This window comes from Bacillus sp. V2I10 (assembly GCF_030817055.1).
GTDB lineage: Bacteria > Bacillota > Bacilli > Bacillales > Bacillaceae > Bacillus_P.
On sequence record NZ_JAUSYV010000001.1, the window covers coordinates 290059 to 314229 of the forward strand.

24 protein-coding genes and 2 tRNA genes are annotated in these 24171 nt (G+C 41.4%); all 26 read right to left on the reverse strand.

Translation table 11 applies throughout. The annotated features are described in order from the left end of the window. Positions 1 to 107: 107 nt before the first annotated feature. The 26 genes from spoIIE to rnmV all read right to left on the reverse strand — a co-directional run bounded on the left by spoIIE (position 108) and on the right by rnmV (position 24147). Positions 108 to 2588, reverse strand: coding sequence for a stage II sporulation protein E (spoIIE, locus tag QFZ72_RS01635; RefSeq protein WP_307428628.1), 2481 nt, complete (start codon positions 2586 to 2588; stop codon positions 108 to 110). A gap of 205 nt (positions 2589 to 2793) precedes the next feature. After that, positions 2794 to 2865 (reverse strand) — tRNA-Glu (locus QFZ72_RS01640). An 8-nt stretch (positions 2866 to 2873) separates the two neighbouring features. Next, a tRNA-Met gene (locus tag QFZ72_RS01645) sits at positions 2874 to 2950 on the reverse strand. A 406-nt stretch (positions 2951 to 3356) separates the two neighbouring features. Next, positions 3357 to 3809: a S1 domain-containing RNA-binding protein gene (locus QFZ72_RS01650; RefSeq protein ID WP_070877661.1), complete on the reverse strand. Its 453-nt coding sequence runs from the start codon at positions 3807 to 3809 to the stop codon at positions 3357 to 3359. Positions 3810 to 3890: 81 nt separating this feature from the next. Further along, on the reverse strand, positions 3891 to 4271 hold the full coding sequence (locus tag QFZ72_RS01655) for an FtsB family cell division protein (protein ID WP_252203028.1): 381 nt from the start codon (positions 4269 to 4271) through the stop codon (positions 3891 to 3893). Between the two features lie 13 nt (positions 4272 to 4284). Continuing rightward, the gene (yabQ, locus tag QFZ72_RS01660; RefSeq protein ID WP_307428632.1) at positions 4285 to 4914 is read right to left on the reverse strand and encodes a spore cortex biosynthesis protein YabQ; all 630 of its coding nucleotides are present in this window, start codon (positions 4912 to 4914) and stop codon (positions 4285 to 4287) included. Next, positions 4911 to 5216 (reverse strand): sporulation protein YabP, encoded by a 306-nt coding sequence (gene yabP / locus QFZ72_RS01665; RefSeq protein ID WP_070877658.1) that lies wholly within the window; start codon positions 5214 to 5216, stop codon positions 4911 to 4913. The genes yabQ and yabP overlap by 4 nt, the downstream gene beginning before the upstream one ends. Before the next feature lie 92 nt (positions 5217 to 5308). After that, positions 5309 to 5572, reverse strand: coding sequence for an RNA-binding S4 domain-containing protein (locus QFZ72_RS01670; RefSeq protein ID WP_223438892.1), 264 nt, complete (start codon positions 5570 to 5572; stop codon positions 5309 to 5311). Between the two features lie 15 nt (positions 5573 to 5587). Then, positions 5588 to 7057 (reverse strand): bifunctional methyltransferase/pyrophosphohydrolase YabN, encoded by a 1470-nt coding sequence (gene yabN, locus QFZ72_RS01675; protein ID WP_307428639.1) that lies wholly within the window; start codon positions 7055 to 7057, stop codon positions 5588 to 5590. 20 nt (positions 7058 to 7077) lie between these two features. Beyond that, complete coding sequence (locus QFZ72_RS01680) at positions 7078 to 8670, reverse strand: putative polysaccharide biosynthesis protein (protein ID WP_307428642.1); 1593 nt, start codon at positions 8668 to 8670, stop codon at positions 7078 to 7080. 128 nt (positions 8671 to 8798) lie between these two features. Beyond that, the gene (gene spoVT / locus QFZ72_RS01685; protein WP_070877654.1) at positions 8799 to 9335 is read right to left on the reverse strand and encodes a stage V sporulation protein T; all 537 of its coding nucleotides are present in this window, start codon (positions 9333 to 9335) and stop codon (positions 8799 to 8801) included. 202 nt (positions 9336 to 9537) lie between these two features. Beyond that, positions 9538 to 13068 carry a transcription-repair coupling factor gene (gene mfd / locus QFZ72_RS01690; protein ID WP_307428649.1) on the reverse strand — a complete coding sequence of 1177 codons (3531 nt, stop codon included), beginning with the start codon at positions 13066 to 13068 and terminating at the stop codon, positions 9538 to 9540. Between the two features lie 159 nt (positions 13069 to 13227). Beyond that, positions 13228 to 13458 (reverse strand): anti-sigma-F factor Fin, encoded by a 231-nt coding sequence (gene fin / locus QFZ72_RS01695; protein ID WP_252203018.1) that lies wholly within the window; start codon positions 13456 to 13458, stop codon positions 13228 to 13230. A 64-nt stretch (positions 13459 to 13522) separates the two neighbouring features. Further along, positions 13523 to 14080 (reverse strand): aminoacyl-tRNA hydrolase, encoded by a 558-nt coding sequence (gene pth / locus QFZ72_RS01700; RefSeq protein ID WP_307428652.1) that lies wholly within the window; start codon positions 14078 to 14080, stop codon positions 13523 to 13525. Positions 14081 to 14295: 215 nt separating this feature from the next. Beyond that, positions 14296 to 14946 carry a 50S ribosomal protein L25/general stress protein Ctc gene (locus tag QFZ72_RS01705; RefSeq protein ID WP_307428655.1) on the reverse strand — a complete coding sequence of 217 codons (651 nt, stop codon included), beginning with the start codon at positions 14944 to 14946 and terminating at the stop codon, positions 14296 to 14298. 191 nt (positions 14947 to 15137) lie between these two features. Continuing rightward, a complete protein-coding gene (locus tag QFZ72_RS01710) occupies positions 15138 to 16091 on the reverse strand; it encodes a ribose-phosphate diphosphokinase (RefSeq protein WP_307428657.1) in 954 nt (317 codons plus the stop codon). Positions 16092 to 16152: 61 nt separating this feature from the next. Then, positions 16153 to 17508 carry a bifunctional UDP-N-acetylglucosamine diphosphorylase/glucosamine-1-phosphate N-acetyltransferase GlmU gene (glmU, locus tag QFZ72_RS01715; protein WP_307428659.1) on the reverse strand — a complete coding sequence of 452 codons (1356 nt, stop codon included), beginning with the start codon at positions 17506 to 17508 and terminating at the stop codon, positions 16153 to 16155. 206 nt (positions 17509 to 17714) lie between these two features. Next, entirely contained in the window at positions 17715 to 18005 is a 291-nt protein-coding gene (gene spoVG / locus QFZ72_RS01720) for a septation regulator SpoVG (protein WP_070877647.1), read from the reverse strand. Positions 18006 to 18229: 224 nt separating this feature from the next. After that, entirely contained in the window at positions 18230 to 18607 is a 378-nt protein-coding gene (locus QFZ72_RS01725; RefSeq protein WP_307428663.1) for a RidA family protein, read from the reverse strand. 9 nt (positions 18608 to 18616) lie between these two features. Next, complete coding sequence (purR, locus tag QFZ72_RS01730) at positions 18617 to 19453, reverse strand: pur operon repressor (protein ID WP_307428665.1); 837 nt, start codon at positions 19451 to 19453, stop codon at positions 18617 to 18619. A 55-nt stretch (positions 19454 to 19508) separates the two neighbouring features. Beyond that, complete coding sequence (gene ispE, locus QFZ72_RS01735; RefSeq protein WP_307439535.1) at positions 19509 to 20378, reverse strand: 4-(cytidine 5'-diphospho)-2-C-methyl-D-erythritol kinase; 870 nt, start codon at positions 20376 to 20378, stop codon at positions 19509 to 19511. Between the two features lie 171 nt (positions 20379 to 20549). Then, complete coding sequence (locus QFZ72_RS01740) at positions 20550 to 20732, reverse strand: small, acid-soluble spore protein, alpha/beta type (RefSeq protein ID WP_307428668.1); 183 nt, start codon at positions 20730 to 20732, stop codon at positions 20550 to 20552. Between the two features lie 166 nt (positions 20733 to 20898). Beyond that, complete coding sequence (veg, locus tag QFZ72_RS01745; protein WP_070877642.1) at positions 20899 to 21168, reverse strand: biofilm formation stimulator Veg; 270 nt, start codon at positions 21166 to 21168, stop codon at positions 20899 to 20901. A gap of 262 nt (positions 21169 to 21430) precedes the next feature. After that, entirely contained in the window at positions 21431 to 22315 is an 885-nt protein-coding gene (gene yabG, locus QFZ72_RS01750; RefSeq protein ID WP_307428670.1) for a sporulation peptidase YabG, read from the reverse strand. Positions 22316 to 22709: 394 nt separating this feature from the next. Next, positions 22710 to 23591 carry a 16S rRNA (adenine(1518)-N(6)/adenine(1519)-N(6))-dimethyltransferase RsmA gene (gene rsmA, locus QFZ72_RS01755; protein WP_307428673.1) on the reverse strand — a complete coding sequence of 294 codons (882 nt, stop codon included), beginning with the start codon at positions 23589 to 23591 and terminating at the stop codon, positions 22710 to 22712. Then, positions 23584 to 24147, reverse strand: a complete 564-nt coding sequence (gene rnmV / locus QFZ72_RS01760) for a ribonuclease M5 (RefSeq protein WP_307428676.1) — start codon at positions 24145 to 24147, stop codon at positions 23584 to 23586. Before rnmV ends, rsmA begins: the two co-directional genes overlap by 8 nt. Between the last annotated feature and the right edge of the window lie 24 nt (positions 24148 to 24171).

A 24171-nucleotide genomic window follows, 5' to 3' on the forward strand; every position in this document is an offset into this window, starting at 1 on the left:
GTCCCCTCCTAATATCCTCTTATCACCAAGGAAATAATGTACTACCATCCTCGCCACGAAATAAGAGTTTTATACTTTAGAAGGGGCTTATTTAAAGGGTGATTCTTCTACATCACATTTTGCTTTTTGTAATGTTTGGACGTTGAAATAGAAGCCCATTTAGGAGTATTATGATCGATTTTGGCTACAACCACCGTCATATCATCCTCAATCTTGCCTGCTCTCGTACGAATAACCTCCTCCATAATTAAATCTGCCACCTCTTGCGGATCCATTGTCTCCAATTCTTTTATTTTTCTCTTCATCCACAAATCATGATTCTCCACATGCTTTGGCCCTTCAAAGATTCCATCACTCATCATGATCAGAAGATCTCCCGCCTTCAGCTGTTCTCCAACGACATCAACATCAAATTCCTCAATGATTCCCATCGGCAAATTGCTGGCTTGAATTTTCATGATTTGATCGCCGCGTTTAATAAAGCTTGGTGTGGATCCAATCTTTAAAAATTTGCAGGTTGCATCCTGCAGATCAACAATAGCCAAATCGAGCGTTGAAAAAATTTCGTCCGTCGTTCTTAGAGATAAAATGGAATTTATTGTCTTAATTGCAACTTTTTCTTCAATTCCGGACTGCAGAATCTTTTGTAGCAGCTTTATTGTCTCATTGCTCTCGAAATGAGCTCTCACTCCATTTCCCATGCCGTCACTGATCGCAATGGCGTATTTTCCAAAACCGAGTTCAATCGTTGAATAACTGTCTCCGGAAACAAGACCTCCTCCTTTTGCCGCGTGAGCCACACCAGAATCAACTCTATATGTTCTCGAAGAACCGAAGGATACATGACAATATCCGTTCGGATAGCTCGAGCATTCTTCATGTTTGACAATCACTGACTCTTCCAGAATATCAGAGAGCATTGGTGCGATGATCTTCTCGCACTCCCCGTGTCCATTGCAAAATGGAATACTCATCTCGATATCAACATTTCCCTGCTCCAGGCTGTAAATATCTACGTGGCCGATTTCAATCCCGAAGCTTTGAAGCGCCTCAAGAATTTGTTCTTCCTGAACAAAATGATTTTCTCGTTCACGCTTGATTTCCTTTGCAAAATCCTCCATGACCTGCGAAACCCCCATCAACTGTTCCGCTACAAGCCTTCTGCTCTCCTGCACCTGCTCTTTTAACTTTTCATTAGCGTCGTAATAGTTAATTTCCTGTTCAATAGCCTCCTCTACTTTTTTCGGTTTTGAACAATATCTCTCAAATTCCTTTTTTAATTTCCGGTTACCGTGATACGTATTTTCTTTGCTTTCATGCATAATTGTCTTCATAAAGTCATAGGTTGTATCAAAGTTCTGCACCCAGCACCGTTCTTTTTTGAAACAGGTCTGGCACGTTTTTTCAGTTATGGTGCTTAAAAACAAGTCGGTCCCCCTTTGATCTTCTGACTCTTCACTTTTTTCATAGAACGTGACAAAGCTTTCTGAAAGGGCATGAAATACTTGAGAGAATTGATCTACCCGATGGGCCGTTACATCCCTGATTTTTCTTACATACTGCTGCTGTTCCTGTGTATGTTCGTTTGTTCCTGGAATATGCTTAGCTAATTTATTTGTAATTGCCTTTGGTGTTAATAGAAATAACCCAATGGCAATGAGTGATTCCGATAAGTTTTTCATCAGGTCGGTTGACCCTTCTCCGTAAAGAGAAATCAGCAGAGATCCGATTAACAAACCGATGGCCGCCCCGAACTTCTGACCTTCTTTTAAGAGCCCTCCAAGTAACCCTGAGAAGGCAAGGAGACTCATTTGATAGAGATTTCCGACATTGGCAAGACTCAAGATTAAGCCGGTTACAACACCTACTGTGCAGCCAATGCTCGATCCGCCGATAAAAGCAAACAGCAGGACAATATATCTCGATAAAATATGCTCTGCCTGAAGCTCCTGATAGGAGACCCCAACAAAACCGGTCAGCACGGAAGCAAGCAGAATCATAATGCATATGATTTCTTCTATTTTAAGAGACTGCTTGTACTTCCTGGCTGATATAAGAGGCAAGCTCTGCAGAAAAATAAGTGTCAGAATAAAAGCAAGTCCTGACTCAACCCCTGCCATCATATAATCGTACAATGTAAGGGAACCCTGCAGATAGAAGTAGCCGATTCTAGTCAGCATCATCGAAAGGAAAACAACAAACGGCAATGCTTTCATTTTATCTTTATAGAAAAGAGAGGTTATTTTTTTCATGATCAGAAAGATAAGGATAGAGGCAGTAACAAATAGAGAGGTCTGCCACGATATCGTGACAGCTCCTGCGATCAGAGCAAGCGAGGATAATAGCGCTTTATCTTTTTTCATTAAGAGGACAGCGCCAAAGAACGGCAGCGCAAAAGGAAGTACTTCAGTTAAAATAAGTGCTCTTCCCAGCAGAAAGCCGATCAGCACATAAAGAAGACCTTTATGCAAAAAGAGCAGCTGCAGTCTTGTCCCAAAACGATGAACTGAACGATTAAACCATTGATGCGTTCTCTCAAGATTCACTTCCGTAATCGGCTCGATAACCCTTCTTTCTACCTTTTCCATATTTTCATTCCCCCACTTTTTAATGATGTGGTTATTATATCGAAGGCAAAAAAAAGATTTTGTCAAAAGAAGGAAGCTTATCCCAAGAAACGTTCGACTGTTTTTTTGAATAGCGACAAAATGTCCGAAAAAGCTTTTTATTTTCATAATAAAACAACAAAAAACCCTGATTTTCCATTAAGGAAAATCAGGGTTTTCATCATGATGACCCGTACGGGATTCGAACCCGTGTTACCGCCGTGAAAGGGCGGTGTCTTAACCGCTTGACCAACGGGCCGGAAAAAATGGTAGCGGCGGAGGGAGTCGAACCCACGACCTCACGGGTATGAACCGTACGCTCTAGCCAGCTGAGCTACACCGCCATTTTAACTGCCAAATGTTATAAGGCACAAGATATATAATACAAAGGATTTCGACTTTCGTCAACAAAAAAAAAGAAAGTTGAAATATTCAGTAAACGCTGTCGGAATAAATGGGATCTATTCATGAAAAATCGTTCACTCGTTTTGAGCAGATAAAGATATGCAGAACCGCCTGGACGCTTCGGCAGTGAAAAAAAACAGACCTGACCACTTATCCTATTAGCGAAAACAACCCATTTATTTGCGAACCCCTATCCTTTTGCCTGATACTAGTGGGGCCCAGCACAAAATCTGGAGCTATAGACACGAATGCGGATATCAACATACTTCCTTATCCATAAAAAAAGAAAGCACATTCTCATGTACTTCCTCTGCCGTTTCAGCATTTATATCAGATAGCAGCAAGTTAACCTCTTCTTGCTCCGCGACCGCCGCGCTTTGATTCTGTATTGCGTTTAAGTGATGATAAGCGATCCTCACTGTCTTTTAAAAATCTGCTCATTTTTTGCTCAAAATTCTCTTTAGGGCGGAATTCATTTGTGTTCGTTCTGCCTCTTGGACGATCTGAGCGGTTTGGACGGTCTGAGCGATTCGGGCGTTCTGAACGTTCTGGGCGCTCAGGACGATCAATTGCCTTTTTAATTGACAAGCCAATTTTTCCGTCTTTCTCTACATTGATGACTTTAACGGTTACCTCGTCACCGACTTTTAAGTGATCGTTAATATCTTTCACATAATTATCAGCAACTTCACTGATGTGGACGAGTCCTGTAGTGCCACCCGAAAGCTCTACGAACGCTCCGAAATTTGTAATGCCCGTTACCTTACCCTGTAACTTGCTGCCAACTTCTATCGACATAAAAAAAATGCTCCTCCTTAATAAACATAAAAAACTCATTTATTTAATTATACATAATCCAAAAATCAAGTGTCAACAACACTACTCTTTATCTTTTTTTGGCAACGTGAAGATAATCTCATTATCTTCAGATAAAAAATAGTCCCGACGAGCAATTTTAGCAATATACTCATCATCATTCAACTTTACGATTTCTTCCTCTAATACCTTTTCCTCTTTTTGAAGCTCCGTTAATTGAGTTTGAAGTTCTTTCTTTTGATGAACCTTCTCATTAATGGCACTGGATTGAGATATAAGAGTCGTTAATACGATAACAGAAGTTACCGCCGCAATCAATCCAAATAATGTCAGCCGTCTGATCAATCCGCGTTTTCGCCTTTTTAATATCTGATCTTTCCGCTCCTGCTGCTGCATATACTGTGATTGAAGCTGCGTAATTTTCCGGTCTTTAGCGAGACTCATTCATTAGCCTCCTTTATTTCTTCTTTTTCCACGAAATCCATAAGTTACCACTCTTATTCTTGATTTTCTCATAAAGTCCTGCCGTTTTTTTGAAAAACCTGTAAAAAAAGTTTCTGATGGACAATGGAACCAGTCTCCACAATCCTTTTAAGATCCAAAAAACGGGAGATAACAGCACCTTTGCAATGGCATAAACCACTCTTGCCATCCATTTTAACAAGTTCCATAAAAAAATGACAAGTCCGCTTATTATTGCTGTCAATAAATTAAAAAGGCCAACAATAGGCTTAATTAAAAAGAAGTTTCCCATCTTCAGCATCGTCTTATAAATGCCTACTGCACACTTAATAATGAATTCGAGAAGCGCTAAGTAAATGCCTTTGATCAAGCTTTGATATGCCGCATATCCGCACACCAGGGCAAGCAGAATGTATATGCGGAATTCTCCTTCATTCACATTCAGGAGAATATAAAATAAAAGGAGGCCCTGTACGAGCCAGAATAGGATGTCATTTATGAATACAACCCATTTGGCTCTTCTCGGCCGCATAAGAAAGCGGCCGTAAGTATCTAGTGAAGCGCCAATAAAACAGCCTGAACAAACCATGGAAAGCATCGTCAGGAATTGAGTGGAGAGCGTCATTTAAATAACTTGCTAAAGAGTCCTTTAGCTTTCTCCGTCTGATGCTCATCCAGATAAACGAGATCAAAAATTCTTCCTTTTATTGAGACGATCCCTTTATCTACGTCCAAATTTTTCATTTGGAGATTCTCACCGCGGATAGCAAGAGCACCCATCACCGTCTCAAGCAGAAATTCTTCATTATCAAAGCTTTCAACATGTGTAACGCCTGTAATATCAAGCAGTTTACGGCCTCTCATAATAACATCATGCTCCTGGATCGTTCCCTTAGGCTGTGATTGATTATCATAATATTGATTCATTGCCAACCCCCGCATTCTTCTAAGAAATATTCTTACCTATTTCTATGAGCCAAGAATGCGAAATAGAACAAGCCCTCACATGATATCAAATTCTATTCTTCGCTGATTTTTTCTTCTTTTACAAGTGAATACATGCCCGCTGCATCCTCTTTTTTAGAAGAATCCTGCAGGTTTTCAATTTTCACGATGATGCGTTTTTGCCCAAATCGAATGGCAAGCTCATCACCTAATTTTACAATAGAACTTGCTTTTGCAACTGTGCCATTTACCGTTATTCTGCCTTGGTCAGACACTTCTTTTGCAAGTGTTCTTCTTTTAATCAGTCTTGAAACCTTCAAAAATTTATCTAGTCTCATCTTTTTAGCACCCCTTTATAGCCCTTTGCTTTTTGCTTCATCCCAGTAAGAATCCATTTGTTCAAGAGACATTTGTTCCAGGTTTAGATTCAGTTCAACTGCCTTTTTCTCAATATATTCGAATCGTCGTTTAAATTTATGATTGGTTGCCGATAAGGCTTCCTCAGGTTCAACTCCATAAAATCTGCCGATGTTGACCAGTGCAAAGAGGATGTCCCCAAACTCCGCCAGGATCTTGGTTTGATCAGCATGATTTTCTGCTGTTTCAGCCTTGAATTCCTGCATCTCTTCATGAACCTTTTCCCACGCTGACTCAGCATGATCCCAGTCAAAACCGACTTTTGCAGCCTTCTTTTGAATATGGTAGGCCTTAGATAATGCAGGGAGTGATCCGGCAATGGATTTCAATAGGGATTCTTTTTCATCAGATCCCTTCTCTGCACGTTTTATCTCCTGCCAGTTCGACAGTACTTCGTCTGTTCCGCTTACAACAGCAGTTGAAAAAACATGAGGATGTCTTCGGATCATTTTTTCTGTTAATGTTCTGATGACATCATCAATGGAAAACATGCCATCGTCTGAGCCAATTTGAGAATGCAGCATGACCTGAAGCAGAACATCACCAAGTTCTTCAACCACATGTTCATCATCCTCTTCGTCAATGGCCTCTATTAACTCATAGCATTCTTCAATTAAATATTTTTTCAGGGACTGATGGGTCTGCTTTAAATCCCACGGGCACCCATTTGGCCCTCGAAGCTCCGCAATTACCGCGCGCAGTGCTGAAAATTGATGATTCAGAATGCTCTCATCTTCTGCTGGAGGTACATACACACTTGTTAAGTTGTTAACCGACGTAACCCGGTCAAGCTCAAAAAGGGGTACCTTTACGATCATTTGCTCACTGCTGCCGGCCGCCGTAATAATCTTAACCTCATAGTCATCAGGCAAATCTTCCATCAGAGTTAATTTCACTTCAGAAGCAACCATTTGATCATATACCTGGCAAATAATCAAATGCTGTCTGAAATTTAACTGTTCTCTCTTCATAGTCAGACCGTCAACCATTTGAAACCCATCAATCGGATCGATTTGAAGCGCAGTAAATGTGGCATCTAAAAAGCTTTGGCCTCCAGCTATATGGATCTCATAGCCTTTCTGTCCGCCATTTTGAAGAAGCAATTGCACCGTCTGCTCTGCAACAAGCGGATGTCCAGGAACAGCATAAATAATCTCTTTATCTTCCGCTTCCTTGTATAGCTCCAGTTCAATTTTAGCGTAAACATCACCGAACTTGTCATTCTCTTCGTAAAGGTGATCAAATGTCCTGAAATCTTGCAGTTCTGCCCACAGTTCATCAACCACAGGATGTTCTTTTGTTCTTAAAAACAAGTGGGAGGCTGATGTAAGTTTACGATAAACTCCAAGCGGCAAATGACTGGCATCTGAGCCCCCAAGTCCTACAACTGTAATCTTTTTCGCCATCATTCCATACCCCGTTTCATTTATTTTAAAAATTTCTCAAGCTTTTTTCCGCCCGGAAATGCAGCTAGTTCATTATTTGTAAAAATAGATAGTTTTAAAATGGCCATTAGATAGATCACCGCTCCTGTTAAAGCACCCGTTAATGATCCAATTGCAGCCGCCACACGGTCATGGTCCGCCCAATATTGATTAAAGACCGACATATAAAGGGAAAGTACCGCAACCATCAGACCTGCAGCGGCGGCAGTTTTGAGAATATCCATCCAGCTGATCAGCATGTAGCCTTTCGTTTTCAAATAATAGGCATTCAGAAGACTGATCACTGCATATGCAGCAATTGTTGCAACGGCTGCTCCCTCCGTATTCATCGAGGGAACCAACAGAATGTTTAAACCAAGTTTAACTGCTGTTCCAATCAGAACTGCAGCTGCAGGAAAAAAAGTGAAACTTAGCCCTTGCAAGATCGCAGAAAGTGTCAGGGCATAGGATGTAAAAATGACTGAAACGCCTAAAACAGCAAGCACTTTCGTTCCCGATGCATCCCGGTACAGCATGATGTTTGTCGGCTCCATAATCATAATCAGGCCTGCTGCTGCACCTGTTCCGATTACCGTGCAGATTTTCATGGAGCTTGTTATTTTATCTGCAATCACGTAAGCTTCATGATTCTTTTTCGTATATGAGATAAGCGGAACTAAAGATAAGGAAAAGGATGTTGCTGCGACAGTCCCAATCTGAATCAGAGGCTGACCCCTGTCATATATGCCTTTTAGAGCTTTAGCAGCAGACATTTCGATTCCGTTTGAGCGAAGCGCCGAATATAGCTGCATCGCATCAATCAATTGGATGAAAATCAGCATTAAGCTTGTGATGCAAATGGTCATTGTATTTATTAATAAATATTTAACGATTGTTTTTGTGTTAACCGATGATTTCCCTGTTTGAAAAGGAAAACCTCTTTTTTTGTCTCTTGCCAAAAATACAGATAACACTGCAGCAGCAGCCAGCCCGCCTGTCAATGAGCCGAATAAAGCTCCTTCTCCCGCTTCGTAAAGGGAGTATCCATTGTGAATCAGAATATATGAAAAGAAAAGGATCGTCACAACTCTGATCCCTTGTTCTGTCACTTGGGAGAGAGCAGTAGGAAGCATATTATCAGAGCCTTGAAAATAACCTCTCGCAATAGATATAAAGGGAAGCAGCAGAAAAGAAAATGAAATAATCTTAAGCAGCGGGGCAAGCTCTGAGTCCCCCATGATTTCTGAAATGTACACTGCACCAAAATAGAGGCATAAAAAGAATAAAGAACAAACTGCAATTAAGAACAAAAAGGAAATCTTTATAATAGAAAAAATCGAGGAATCGTTTTCTCTGTCTCCAAATTCGATGATTAATTTTGAAATAATGACCGGAAATCCGGTTGTAGCAAGCATTATGGCAATTCCGTAAAAAGGATAAACCTGCTGGTATATGTAAAACCCTATGTCTCCGACAATATTTTGATAGGGCACCCTGTAAGCAGCGCTCATTATCTTTATAATCAGTCCCGCAAGTGTCAGTACAAAGGCACCTTGCAGAAAGAGATTTGCTGATGTATCAGAACGGACGTTCATCGCCCAATTCTCCTTCCAATTTTAAGCTGAACGTGCCTATTATACCACAATATGTAACCCGCTCCATCTGCATTCAATAGGAAAAGGCAGCAAAAATCGCTGCCTGGATAAAACCATATGAATAATGACTACTGTTCCATTTGGCGCGCCAAAAACCCAGCTGCCGTTTCTACTGCTTTATGCTCTACTTCTCCTACAGCCTGATCCTTTGAAAAGATAACAACAGCACCGATAGGATCTCCATTGGCAACAATCGGTCCAACTGTGAAGGATTTAAGCTCTTCGCTTGTTCCATCTATCAATTGGATATTCCCGCCTTCTGTGTTCAGCACAGAGCTGCGTTCTTCCATTGCTTTTTCTACCTGTTCGCTTATATTTTTATTCATGTATTCCTTTTTAGAGCCTCCTGAAACTGCTATGTATGTGTCACGGTCACATATCAGCACGGGATGTCCAAGGCTGTCATATAGAGCATCAGCATATTCTTTTGCAAAATCGCCAAGCTCGCTTATTGGTGAATACTTTTTCAATATCACTTCTCCGTCTCGATCGACGAAGATTTCAAGTGGATCTCCTTCTCTAATGCGCAGGGTTCTGCGAATTTCCTTCGGGATTACCACACGGCCTAAATCATCAATACGACGTACTATACCAGTTGCTTTCATCTAATGCTGCCTCACTTTCACTTGATGATTGTGTACTTGATGATTGTTGACTCCAGCTAAAGTGAGCTTCTTTTTTCAACAATCACCATTGCTTAGGGATAGTATCCTTCACTAAAACACGCAATATACACAAACACAGCGAAATTTTCTTAAATAGGCAGTATTTTCTTTTCAGCTTAGACAAAAAGAACGGGTATTAAACTCAATTAGCAGAAATCTCTTCTTTTTTTACCGAGCCTAAACCATTTAAAAGCTCTGATACAATCTTCAGCCATTTATCAGCTATAACTCCTTTTGTCTGGATGGTGATTTTAAGCCTTTTACCGTCCATTCCGAGACCGACGGCTCTGCCGTATTTGTTGCTCAGCTCAAACAGCTTCTGCCCGTCGACCAGCCTGCTCGCATCTTCACTGACGTAAAGGGCTACTGAGTCTTTTACCTGCTTGATCATATCTACCTTTTCCTGGACAGCAAAAACTTTAAGCTTTGCAATCTGCAGAAGATAGCCTACCTCTGCCGGATAATCCCCGAATCTGTCGACAATTTCTTCCTGCAGCTCTTCTAAATCAGCTAAAGAAGCAACAGCTCTGAATCGTTTATAGATGTCGATCTTCTGTCTGCCATCTGAAATGTACTCTTCCGGCAAGTAAGCATCTACCTCAAGATCGATTTCAACCTGGAACGGTTTCTCTTTCGGACCGTCTTCTCTTCGTTCCTCAATTGCTTCCTTCAGCATTTGAGAATAAAGATCAAAACCAACAGAATCGATGAATCCATGCTGCTGTGCACCAAGCAGATTTCCTGCTCCGCGGATAGAAAGGTCGCGCATCGCAATTTTGAAGCCCGAACCCAGCTCTGTAAACTCTTTAATTGCCTGCAGGCGTTTTTCCGCTACTTCAGTCAGCACTTTGTCTTTTCGGTACGTAAAGTAAGCATACGCAATTCGGCTGGAACGTCCGACACGGCCCCTTAGCTGATAGAGCTGAGAGAGACCCATCTTATCGGCATCATGGACGATCAGCGTATTCACATTTGGAATATCAACCCCTGTTTCAATGATTGTCGTACTGACAAGCACATCAAATTGTCCATCAAGGAAATTAAGCATCGTTGATTCAAGTTCATTCTCGGACATTTTTCCATGAGCGTATGTCACACGTGCATCAGGTACAAGCATAGATATTTCATCTGCTTTGCGGTCAATATCGTCTACGCGGTTGTATAAAAAGTAGACTTGGCCGCCCCTTGCAAGTTCTCTTTCAATCGCTTCACGGACGAACCCGCCATTATATTCAACGACATATGTCTGTACAGGGAACCGGTTCTCAGGCGGTGTTTCGATAACAGACAAATCGCGGACTCCAAGCATTGACATATGGAGCGTACGCGGGATTGGGGTAGCTGTTAAAGTCAGGACATCGATGTTTGCCTTCATTTGTTTAATTTTCTCTTTATGTGTAACACCAAAGCGCTGCTCTTCATCGATAATCAAAAGGCCCAGCTCTTTGTACGTAACATCTTTAGATAAAAGGCGGTGTGTCCCAATAACCATGTCAACAGTGCCGTTTTTCAGACCTTTTACTGTTTCGTTCATTTCTTTTCTTGATCTAAAGCGGCTGAGCAAGCCTATATTAATCGGGTAATCCTGAAACCTCTCCCGGACTGTTTCAAAATGCTGCTGTGCAAGGATGGTCGTCGGAACCAGAAGGGCGACCTGCTTACCATCAGCAACGGCTTTAAATGCAGCACGGATTGCAACCTCTGTTTTACCATAGCCCACATCACCGCAAAGAAGCCGGTCCATCGGCCGTTCTCTTTCCATATCAAGCTTGATTTCATGAATGGAGCGGAGCTGATCCTCTGTTTCCTGATATGGAAAAATCGATTCAAACTCGCGCTGCATCTCGCTATCAGGCGAAAACCCATAGCCTACACTTGCTTCCCTCTCGGCATAAAGCTTGATTAAGTCATCGGCTATATCCTGGACAGAGGATTCAACTTTCTTCTTAACCCGCTTCCAGTCACTGCCGCCAAGCTTGTAAATCTTTGGCTCTTTTCCCTCTGAGCCTACATACTTCTGAATCAGATCAATTTGTTCAACAGGAACATACAGCTTGTCGCTGCCATGATAGCGGATATGCAGATAGTCTTTGTGCACGCCATTTATTACGAGGGTTTCAATGCCCAAGTATTTACCGATCCCGTGATTCACATGAACAACATGATCTCCGACTTGAAGTTCCGAATAGCTCTTAATTCTTTCTGCATTTGATATTTTCTGGCTTCTTGGCTGTTTTTTCACTCTCTTTTTAAAAAGCTCTTCCTCTGTAATAACGGCAAGCTTTTGCAGCGGGAGTTCAAACCCCGTTTGCAGATCGCCTTCCATAATGTAGAGATTGCCAAGCTTTGGCGCTTCATTTTTTTTCAAAAAAGCAGCAGTAATGTCATAATCAGCCAGCACACCCTCAAGCTTTTTGACTCTTTCTTCCGTAGCACCAAGAAATACAACAGAGAATTTTGCTTTTTTCCATCTATCAATTTCACTTTTCAGCACATTCATTTGCCCATGAAAATTCTGCATCTGCTTACATGACACATTTAAGATATTCTGAGGACTTGTATGCGGGACATGACGCAAAAATAAGGATAGATAGACTAGCGGATGCTTTGTTTTTGTTAAAACATCCGTATATTTATGGGACATTTTAACATCATTCACAATTTTCCCGTGCTCAAGCAGGCTCGTATACCAGTCAGCCTCTTCTTTTTCAAGATTTTCGTACATTTCCTGAATTCTGCTGACTTCATCCATGACTACAATGGTCTGCTCATGAAAATAATCTAGTAAACTAGCAGGCTTCTCATAAAAGTATGAAAGATATTTAAACATTTCCTGATTAAATTGGCCGTTCCTTAATTGTTCAAGCTCATAGCCGATATTCTCTGCCAGAATCTCTTTTTGTTTTTCATCTTTCAGCCGCTTCAAGCTGTAGGCTAAACCACTTTCCAGCTTCTGTATGCATGCAGTGATTCTGCTTTGATCAACAACGAGTTCCTCTGCAGGACCGATATGAACTTCTATAAGCTTAGCAATTGAACGCTGATCTTCGCTGTTAAAAGAGCGGATCGAATCAATCTCTGTATCAAACAGTTCAATCCGAATCGGGTATTCTTCAGTAAGAGGATAGATATCCATAATACCGCCTCTTAAACTGAACTCTCCGGGGGCAGAAACCATTCCGGCTCTTTCATACCCCATCGTAATTAAGGATGCCATCGTTTTTTCAAGATTTAATTCTTGTCCAAGCTTTAAATGAAACTGATTTTCAAGCCAAGCTTCTTTCGGCGGCAAGAACCTTCTGAGCGCTGCGACCGGAGCAACTATAATTTTTCTTTTATCTTGAGATAATTGATTCAGTACTTCCATTCTCTGTGCTTTTAACTCAGGGCTTGCTACAGCAAGCTCAGAAGCAATTAATTCGTTTACAGGATAAAGAAGAACCTGATCTCCGAGAAGGTTGGCCAGGTCTTCATAGATCTTCTGTGCCTGAAACAGGTTATGGGTAATCATTAAAATCGGTTTTTTTGAATGCTGATAAAGTGAAGACGTGAAGACAGACCTTGCAGAGCCGGATAAGCCTGCTACGAGCTGCTCTTTCAGGCCTCCGTGAACTCCTTCAATAATCGTCTGAAAATCGTCATTATCATAAAAGTAATGCTGCAAACTTTGCAAAGGCTAAAACCTCCCCTTTTGTTAGTGATAGAAAGGCGGATGTCGATCTCTCTATTAGAAGCAGAGTACAGGGCCCAAGAATCCGGCGCCTGCACAATAAGCTCAGTTACTGGATTTAACGGAAAAATGCCTTGGTTCCTTTCGTCACCAAAGCTTTTCCTATTGAATAAAACGCTGCAGCTGATGATAATCAGGATTTCTCTCTAATGCTTCCTGACAATCCTCGCAAATGGTTTTTACAAGTATATCGCCATTCGACTCATATGATATCATTTCTTGTCTCTCTTCCTGCGACAGGTGATGGAATCCCAATTGTTCACTGTATACTGAAACGCTGTCAATTGTTCCAACCTTTACACCGCAATGACGGCAGTTATAATGTAGCGCCAATGAAAAGCCCTCCTGAAAAGGTTTTTAACTCTAGTATGAACCTTTAGGAGCTCGCTTATACTCTTCAGTTATATTTGTTCATCACCTGTAAAAATGGCTCTTTAATAAAGCTTTCACATGCATCTGCAGAAATTGCAATCGCGTCTTTTATACTTGGCTGTTCTTCTTTCCCAAATGATCCCAATACATAATTTGAAACACTCATTCCTCCTGTCGGACGGTCGATTCCAATTCGCACACGATTAAATTCCTGGGTGTTTAAATGCGTAATCATTGATTTGATTCCGTTGTGGCCGCCCGCACTGCCCTTCATTCTCAGGCGCACTTTTCCAGCGGGTAAATCAAGATCATCGTAAATGACAGCAATGTCTTTTTCCTCGATTTCATAATAGTCCATCAAGGGTCTGATGCATTCACCTGAGAGGTTCATATATGTAAGTGGTTTTAATAATATGATTTTCTCGCCTGAAACATGACCGATTCCGAAGATTCCGTTAAACTTTGAACGATCAAGAGGGATGTTCAATCGCTTTGATAGTTCGTCAATCGCCATAAAGCCGACATTGTGCCGTGTATCCTCATATTGCTTCCCTGGATTCCCAAGTCCAATGAATAGTTTCATTCTCGTACCTGCCTTTATTCTAGAAGTGGTATAACTAAGCTAACCAACAGTGTGTACCTACCTTAGCTATACTCGCTCAATTATGTTCAAAAAGGATGATGCGGATTGGAGCAGAGTTATCCCAATCACCTATCATCACCCTAGTTTTAGTATCTTTTTCTCTATTTAAACAATACCATAAAAAACGCAGCCATTAAATGGCTACGTTCTGTAAATTATGATTGTTTATTTTCTTCAGAGGAATCTTCTTTGTTCTCTCTGCCTTCAACACGTTCTGGTTCGCCGCCTTCTTGCTGCTCGCCGCTGTCAATTTCTTCTTCTTGCTTCGGAGGCAAAATAGAAGCAACAACTTCATCTTCTTCATGATTGAATGTGTACTTGCCAGAAACCTTAACATCTTTAATCGTCAGTGTATCGTTGACGCCAAGCTCTGTAATATCGACCTCAATGGACTGAGGGATATCACCAGGTTTAGCTGTAATTGATGCCTGATACATTGGCTGCTGAAGCACTCCGCCGTCTTTTACCCCTGCTGCATCGCCTGTCAGCGTAATCGGAACCTCAACGACAACGTCTTCTTTAAGGTTGACGACATGGAAGTCAGCATGAATGATTTCGTTTTTGAGCGGATCTGTCTGCATGTCATACAGCATAACCGAATGTGATTTTCCATCTAAATCAAGCTTTATAATGGCGTTGCGTCCTTCATCACGCAGCGTTTTAATTAATTCAATGCTATCTAAGGAGATTGATTTTGTATCCGTTGACTTTCCATAAATGACAGCAGGAACTTGTCCCTGTTCACGAACCTTTTTTCTTGCTGAGTTTGTAAATACTGTTCGTTCTTGTACTTTTAATGTTGTCATAGTCCAAAACACCTTCCTAACGATAAGTTATGTCTTATTTAATTCCCATTATTGCCAGCGTCTAAACATTTTTCTTAGAAAAGGATGGTTTCGTCTCGTTATCTTCTTCCCTATATAGCTTCTTAAACGATTTTTATAATACAAAAACACCCTCAGGGCAAAAAAAACAGCGAGGGTGTTTTTCAAAAGCATTAATCAAAAAGAGTGCTGACAGATTGCTCTTCATGAACGCGGATAATAGCTTCACCAATTAGCGGAGCAACTGATAGCTGTTTCAGCTTGCTAATTTTCTTCTCTTCACTCAAAACAATTGAATTCGTAACAACCAATTCTTTAATATTTGAGTTTTGGATACGCTCGATCGCAGGTCCTGATAAAACAGGATGAGTACAGCAAGCATATACTTCTGTTGCCCCGTTTTCCACTAATGCGTTAGCAGCAAGTGTAATCGTTCCGGCTGTATCAATTATATCATCAATTAGGATAGCTGTTTTGCCTTCAATGTTACCTACAATGTTCATTACTTCAGCTACATTTGGTCTCGGACGGCGTTTGTCGATGATTGCAATCGGCGCTTTCAAACGGTCTGCAAGCTTGCGGGCACGCGTTACGCCGCCGTGGTCAGGCGAAACAATCACGATGTCCTTTAAGTCTTTTTCAAGGAAGTACTCTGAAAGAATCGGCACACCCATTAGATGGTCAATTAAGATGTCAAAGAATCCCTGAATTTGCGGAGCATGCAGATCAAGAGTGATGACGCGGTCTGCGCCTGCCGTTTCAAGCAAGTTTGCAACAAGCTTAGCGGTAATCGGCTCACGTGCACGCGCTTTGCGGTCTTGACGCGCATAGCCATAATAAGGCATAACAATATTGATTGTTTTAGCAGAGGCACGCTTAAGCGCATCAACCATGATCAATACTTCCATTAAGTGTTCATTAACTGGCGCGCTCGTTGATTGAATAACGAAAACGTCACAGCCGCGGATACTTTCTTCAATGTTAATTTGAACTTCCCCATCACTGAAACGAGTTACCGAACATTTACCTAAATCAACACCAACTTCATCTGCAATCTCTTCAGCTAAAGCTGTGTTCGAGTTTAATGTAAAAATCTTTAAATTAGAATCTGCATAACGATTAGACATATTTAAAGGAGACCTCCACTAGGTTTTATAATATTGAGAAGTATGATTTCTTGCGCATTCTTTAATTCATGTACCCATCTTTATTCACTTGTCTTGCACGCGCAATAGAAAGCGCCTTGCCAGGTACATCATCTGTAATTGTCGAGCCTGCTGCAACATACGCACCTTGACCGACTGTTACCGGAGCAATTAAGTTTGAATTGCAGCCTATGAAAGCACCGTCCTCAATTTTTGTAAGGAATTTATTCTTGCCATCGTAATTAACAGTAATGGATCCGCAGCCTAGGTTCACATCTGCGCCGACTTCAGCATCGCCGATATAGCTTAAATGAGAAGCTTTGCTTGCTTTGCCCATTGATGATTTCTTGATTTCAACAAAGTTGCCGATCTTCACCTCATCCGCAATAGACGATGCAGGTCTGATGTGCGCAAAAGGCCCGATATTTACATCATGACCGATTTCACTGTCATGTGCAACAGACTGGCGGATTGTTGTGCGATCTCCAACCGTGCAGTCTTTCACTTCTGTATGGGGTCCAATAATAGAATCTTCTCCAATAACAGTATTGCCTGAAATAACAGTGCCAGGGTAAATCACAGTGTCCCGTCCAATTTTAGCATCACTTGAGATGTATGTGTTCTCAGGATCAATAATGGAAACCCCGTTTTTCATATGAAAGGCGTTTACCCGCTTTTTCATATACTGCTCAGCTTGCGCAAGAGCTACTCTATCATTTACTCCAAGCGTCTCTTCGAATGATGCCGTCTGGAATGCAGAAACGATTTCATTGTTTGTTTTAAGAATTTCAATCACATCTGGAAGATAATATTCACCTTGGGAATTGTCATTTGACACTTTCTTCAGCGCATCAAAAAGAGCGCGGTTGTCAAAGCAATAAGTGCCTGTATTGATCTCCTTGATCAAGAGCTCTTCTGCATTTGAATCTTTATGCTCTACAATTTTTTCAACGTGGCCTTCCGCATTTCTGACGACGCGGCCGTAACCGGCAGGATCTTCTGCTTTCGCTGTAAGAATTGTAGCTTTTGCTTTAATCTCTGTATGATGAGAAAGTAATGATGCCATTGTTTCTGCTGTTATTAAAGGAGTATCTCCGCAGATAACAATAGTCGTTCCCTCTTGATCTTCTAAATAAGCTGCTGCCTGCATAACAGCATGAGCCGTTCCAAGCTGTTCACCCTGGACAGCATATTGGACGCTTTCGCCAAGCTGATCTTGTACTTTTTCCGCTCCGTGACCTACAATGGCAACGATTTTGCTTAAATCTAATTTAGAAACTTCATCAACAACATGCTGAACCATCGGCTTTCCGCCAACTGGATGCAGCACTTTATAAAGCTTTGATTTCATTCTAGTGCCTTGTCCTGCAGCTAAAATTACTGCGTATCGGTTATCCATTTTCAGGCCTCCAATATACCTTTTTATCCATAGAAAAATATATCTCAAATAGCACCTTATTTCAAGGAAACATATGAAAGTACATAATTTTTCATAAAATTGTCATGATATGTAAGGATCTTTTATCTCAACTGTAGTTTTGATGAGAAAAACAAAAAAGTCGGGTAGGACTAAGTCCTACCCGACTTTTGAAGTGCTTCATATAATCAAGAAGCGCCTGCTTCCTCAAATTCAACTTCAAGTTCACCTAAACGATGATACTCGGCTAATACTGCCTCTTGAATTTTCCCGCGAGTTCCAGAATTAATTGGATGTGCGATATCACGGAACTCTCCGTCTGGAGTGCGTTTGCTTGGCATTGCCACAAAAAGTCCATTGTTTCCATCAATCACACGAATATCATGAACAACAAACTCATGATCCAACGTAATTGATGCAATCGCTCTCATGCGGCCTTCGGTGTTTACGCGGCGTAATCTTACGTCAGTTACTTCCATTCTGTTCACCACCTTTTCCTGTATGAAAAACTTTAGTTAAGTTATTCAACGGAATTTTTCTTTTTCCTGCAAGAATGAAAAAATATTTTGAAAAATCAGGTGATTGTGCTCATTTTATCTGGACGCTTGTGTTTTTGCCATTTATTAATGGAATCAAGCTGCTTTTTTTAATATACAGCTAATCATAAACGATTCATCTTGCAAAAGCTCCATCTTATAAATGATCAGTTAACAGAAGCAATAACTTCAATTTCTACCAGCGCATCTTTAGGCAATCTTGCTACTTCAACACATGAACGGGCAGGTTTATGTTCGCTGAAGTATTCGGCATACACTTCGTTGAATGCAGCGAAGGTATTCATATCTTTTAAAAATACAGTTGCTTTTACAACAGTCTGTAAAGAGGCTCCCGCTTCTTCAAGCACAGCTTTTAAATTCGAAAAAACCTGATGTGTCTGCTCTTCAATTGAGCCATTCACCATTTCACCTTCAGGAGTAAGCGGAATTTGACCAGAACTGAAGAATAATCGGTCAATGACAATTCCCTGACAATAAGGACCAATGGCCGCCGGAGCTTTTTTTGTATCAATTTTTCTCATCATAATCTCTCCCTATAAAGTTACTTGGTTTAAGAAGCGGAAGAAGTTTCCGTCCATGACATCGATTTGTTTCTCTTTTACATCAACATCCGTTAATTTCACAACAGATATGTATTCATCCACAAGGCGTTCTTCTACACCTTCTGATTCGACCAGCACGCCAATTCCGGCGAGATTTGCATTAAACTCTTCAAGCATGCTGACCATTCCATTTATTGTTCCGCCGGCTTTCATAAAGTCGTCAATAATCAGGACATTCGAGCCCACTTTAAGACTTCTTTTTGATAAAACCATTGTCTGAATTCTCTTTGATGACCCTGAAACATAATTGATGCTGACAGTCGGTCCTTCTGTTACCTTGCTGTCTCTTCTTACAATGACAACTGGTACGTCAAGCTGATTTGCTACTGCGTAAGCGACAGGAATCCCTTTTGTAGCTACCGTCATGACAATATCAATTTTGCGGTCAGCGAAAACAGATGCAAATAAACGTCCAATCTGATTCACCATAGTCGGGTTTCCGAGTATATCTGTTAAATATAAATATCCCCCGGGCAGAAGGCGTTCCGGTTTAGCCATCAGACTGCAAAGCTCAGAAATAATTTCTTTTGCTTCACTTACTCCGATTTTAGGAATAAATTTAACTCCGCCGGCAGCGCCCGGCACGGTTAAGAGTGAACCAATGCCCCGCTGTTCAAAGGTTTGCTTTATGATCGTCAAATCTTCACTGATTGAAGACTTGGCCGATTGATATTGATCAGAGAAAAAAGTTAAAGGAACAAGTGCATGTGGATGTTGTAGCAAGTAATAAGTCATATCAACAAGCCTTCCACTGCGACGAAATTTCATGGAATAACCTCCAAAATCCGAATATTTTAAAGATAATATAACTTAATATACGGATTTAATCAAGGCTATTCCGTTCCCCAAGCAATCTTACAGCAAATACCTGATCGCAAAAACCTCTTAATCCGTTATACACACGATGAAGCCTCGATTCATAGCGGACAAGGCCAAACACAGTAGGCCCGCTGCCGCTCATCAGGACAGCATCAGCACCAAACCGCTTTATTTGATCTTTAATATTAGCTACCTCTGGATACATTTTCATAGTAACATCTTCCAGGACATTTCCCAAAAGGCTGCAAATCTGATCAAAATCCTGATTCTTAATTCCTTCAATCATCCCTTCTACATCAGGATGAGCAACAGCACTCAAATTCAAATTGCGGTACACATCAGCAGTAGATACGCCAATCGTCGGCTTTGCCAGTACGACCCAGCAATGAGGCGGCGTATCGATATGCTGAATTTTTTCTCCCCGGCCCGTAGCCAGTGCAGTTCCGCCGTAGACACAGAATGAAACATCTGAGCCTATCTCGGCTCCAAGCTCTGCAAGCTCATCTAAGCTAAGTCCAAGCTTCCATAACCTGTTCAAACCTCTAAGAGTAGCAGCTGCATCACTGCTGCCCCCTGCCAGGCCGGCAGCTACGGGAATCACCTTTGTGATGGCTATTGAGACCCCTTTTTTTACACCGTACTGCTTTTTTAATATTAAAGCAGCCTGATAAGCTAAATTCCGCTGGTCATCCGGCACAAATCGATTATGAGAAATGATTTTGATCTCATCAGACGCAAGCTCCACAAGCTCGACGCGATCAGCCAGGTCGATGGTCGTCATGATCATTTTCACTTCATGAAAACCATCTGTTCTCTTATGAAGGACATCGAGCGATAGATTGATTTTAGCTGGTGCTTTCTCCAAAATACGCAACATTTTCACCTACTTTTAACGAACTGAAATTATCCACATTGTACCACAAATAGAATGAATATAACGCAGTTTTCGACATTTCCGCTTATTGGTGGAACATTTGAAATAATGAGCCTGTTTTTATTGTGAGAAAAAGCCGGAGCTTATCGCCCCGGCTTCTGCCGTCTGTTTTTATGCTTTATTCTGACTTGAAAGGTGCTGTTCTGCAAGCTCAATCGCCCTCTTCACCATGTTGCCGGCATCGCGCGATCTGATTGCACCCCAGCCTTCATTTTTTACCGTATCATAAAACCCCAAGTCTTTAGCCAGTTCGTATTTAAATTCATCGGACATGATTCCCTGACGTCTTCCCATCACAGAACACCCCTTTAATTTACGTCTGATTCTAAATCCTGCTGGATTTAACCGCATAAAAAAAAAGCGGCACTATTAGTATGTGCGGCTTTGCGTTAGTGTTATCCAAAATAAATACAGAATCGTTAAATGATTTTTAACCAAAAAAAAAGCAGCAAACATGTGTCTACTGCCCAGCAACTGCCACTGAACCTGAAGTATCTTCAAAAAATGTTAATTGCACTGTTTCAGTTAATACATCTGCATAACTGTATGAGACACGTTCAAATGCATTTTCATCTTGATCTAGTTGTACAACGAAAACAGCTGGGTATGTTTCTGTAAGAACACCTGAACGCTCAATCGTTTTTCTGCGGCCGCCGTTTGCTTTAAGCGTAAGCCGCTTTCCAAGATTTGAATCCAGGGAATTTTTGATATCAACTAAAGTTTTTGCCATTGCATCCACCTCACTAATTTCAGTATACACGATAGCCTATTTTAAGTCAAATAAAATTTAAATTATAACAGTGATAAAAGTTCGTTGTCAACAAAATATTTTCAACAAAATTCACGTTCTATCTACAAATTAGGTTTTACCTAATTCTTAATTTTTATGTAAAGAAAGGAAATGTTTTCATTTGTCCAATAAGAACTGCTTGTTTTCGGGCGTACATTCACTATTGGAAGAAAAGACCGCTCTCTCAAAGTGGAAAGCGGCCCTAAGAATTGTCCTCATGTCTGTGATAAGGCATGCCTGTACGGAGGACACCTTTTGTTTCAATCCCGCCAAGGCCTTTCTCTCTTGTAAGCGTATTGCGCAGGACATCCCAGACATTAATTCTCTCCATAAATGGAGTAAAGCTTATTTTAGCGACTATATACACAGGATCCAGTGCATGAATATTAACTCGCGAGGGCGAGCTCGCAAAATTGGCTCCTGCCCTGATTAAAGATTCAAAGTGAGACTGACAGGCCCCCGCAAAGATAACCAGCTGATCTAGATTAGGGACGGCTTTTCTTGCATTGCGCACAGTCTGAACGAAATGCTTCGAGTGACGGTAGGCATTGAGATCATTAATCGAACCTTTATGCTTTGAGTATGAATCATGACCCGTTATGACAAGGATATTAGGCCGGTACTCTTCAATAAGATCCATTACGACATCCTGCATCTCTGTTTCTTTCACATGTACGCCAAATACCGGGACACCGACACGCTCATAGAGATTCAGACACTTTTGCAGATATAGCGGATCGCCATCTAAGTGGAGCACTTTTCCAGGCAAATGAAAAAACTCCTCATTGTGGCTGTAGCTTGCCGTTGCCCCATACTCACGTTTTTCCTGCAGCAAGCGGTAATCCTGCTTTAATAAGTACAGAGACTGCTCAAGCTTTTCTTTTTCATGCACTTTCCTTTCATTGCGTTCCCGGTCTCCAATAATTGCCAAGTCATCACATAAGGCATCAGCGATCAGACGTACTTCTTCTCCGTATAAAATGGCAGCCCACTTTCCATCTTCTTCTTGTTTCAGGTCTATCACCCGAAAAATGACATCATACTGATATGATTTTCGGGCTACGATATCTCCAATTTTCACTTGCATGTTCTTCACTCCAAATGACCGATTCGCCGGAACTGATCTAGAGCACCGCGGACTGGTTAGGCCCCTAAGGTGATGCCCATTCTATGTCTAATTCGTATAGACCCCTAAGCTAATAACAATCCTTTTCTAGCCTATGATGCTAATTGAAAAGTGTGACCCGCTGGAAAAGCGGAACCACCCGTTTAGCCCCGACAGACAGATAAGGATTCACCGGAAAAGTCCGGGTTTGACTTTTTCGGGGAATCTGTTCTGGCCGAGGGGCTGGGTGATGGAGCTGGACAATACAGAAAAGCGGAACCGCCTTGGGCAGCCCCGACAGCCCTTCACATCAAAAATGCCCATCATAAAAAGCCCGCAGCTGTCTCCGCTGCGGGCAATTTTTCATAAATGAACTTTATCCATTAAAATCCTCAACTAACAAATCACTCAGCACTGCAAATTCTTCAATCGAAAGAGTTTCTCCTCTTCTCTTTCCGTCGATGCCGGCTTTTTCTAAAGCTTGTTCAATAGCAGGTTTCTTTTCTTTTCCGTCTGGAAGAGAATGAGTCAGATTGTTAAGGAGTGTTTTTCTTCGCTGAGCAAAGCTCGCACGAACGATTTTAAAGAAAAAGTCTTCATCTTTTATAACCACTCTGGCTTCCTCACGCAGAAGCAGCCGGATAATAGCTGAGTCAACATTAGGCTGGGGCATAAAAACGGTTCTAGGCACCGTCATGACCGTCTTGGCGTCTGTATAGTATTGAACAGCAATGGAAAGCGAACCATAGTCTTTTGAAGAAGGAGAAGCCGCGATTCGATCTGCTACTTCTTTTTGAAGCATGACGACGATCCCTTTCAAAGGCAAATGATCTTCAAGCAGTTTCATAATAATTGGAGTTGTTACATAATAAGGGAGGTTAGCGACGACCATCACTTCGCGGCAGTCCCTGAATTGTTCTTCCATAACCTCTTTTACATTCGCCAAAAGGATATCCTGATGAATGACTGTTACATTGTCATAAGGTGATAAGGTGTCTTTTAAGATCGGGATGAGGCGCTGATCAATTTCAAATGCAACAACCTTTTTTGCCCGTTTGGCAAGCTGTTCTGTCAAAGCTCCGATCCCCGGACCGATTTCAATAACACCTGTTTCATCTGTTACATCTGCATGGTCTACAATACGGTTCAGCACATTCGGGTCAATTAAAAAGTTTTGTCCAAGACTTTTCTTAAATGAAAAACCGTACTTATCTAAAATAGCTTTCGTGCGAACCGGTGTTGCGATATCTTTAATCATTTTGCTGCTCCTCCCGAACAATCTCCTCTATAGCTTGTGCAAAAGTTTGTTTTGTAATTTGAAACATATGCAGTCTTTTTTCAAGCTGCTTGCCGTTTGTATAGCCTATTTTCAAAAGCACCCCGAGTTTTTCACGCCGCTCCTTCGCTTTTGGACCGCCTATTAAACCCGCCGTTATCAAATCTTCTTTATCAATAATCGGATCTGTATCCGTCATCTCTTCTTTGATCTCTTTAAGAGCGTTTCTGATCGCTTCTATGGAAGCATGCTCAACCCCAATGCCTTTTCCATTTTTAGGTCTGGCTTCAGGTTTTGTAATAAAAGCATGCTTGCAGCCGGGAACCTGCTCTGCAACCGTTTTGCGTATTTTTTCGCCGGGGAAGTCAGGATCTGTAAAAATAATGACACCCCTCGTCTTCTGGGCAAGGCGGATCTGTTCAATGACCGAATCTCCAATTGCAGATCCGTTCGTTTCAATTGTATCAGCATCAACTGCGCGCTTAATGGCAGTTGTATCATCTCTTCCTTCAACAACAATAATTTCTTTAATTTTCATGTTTTCCTCCAAAAAGATGAAACT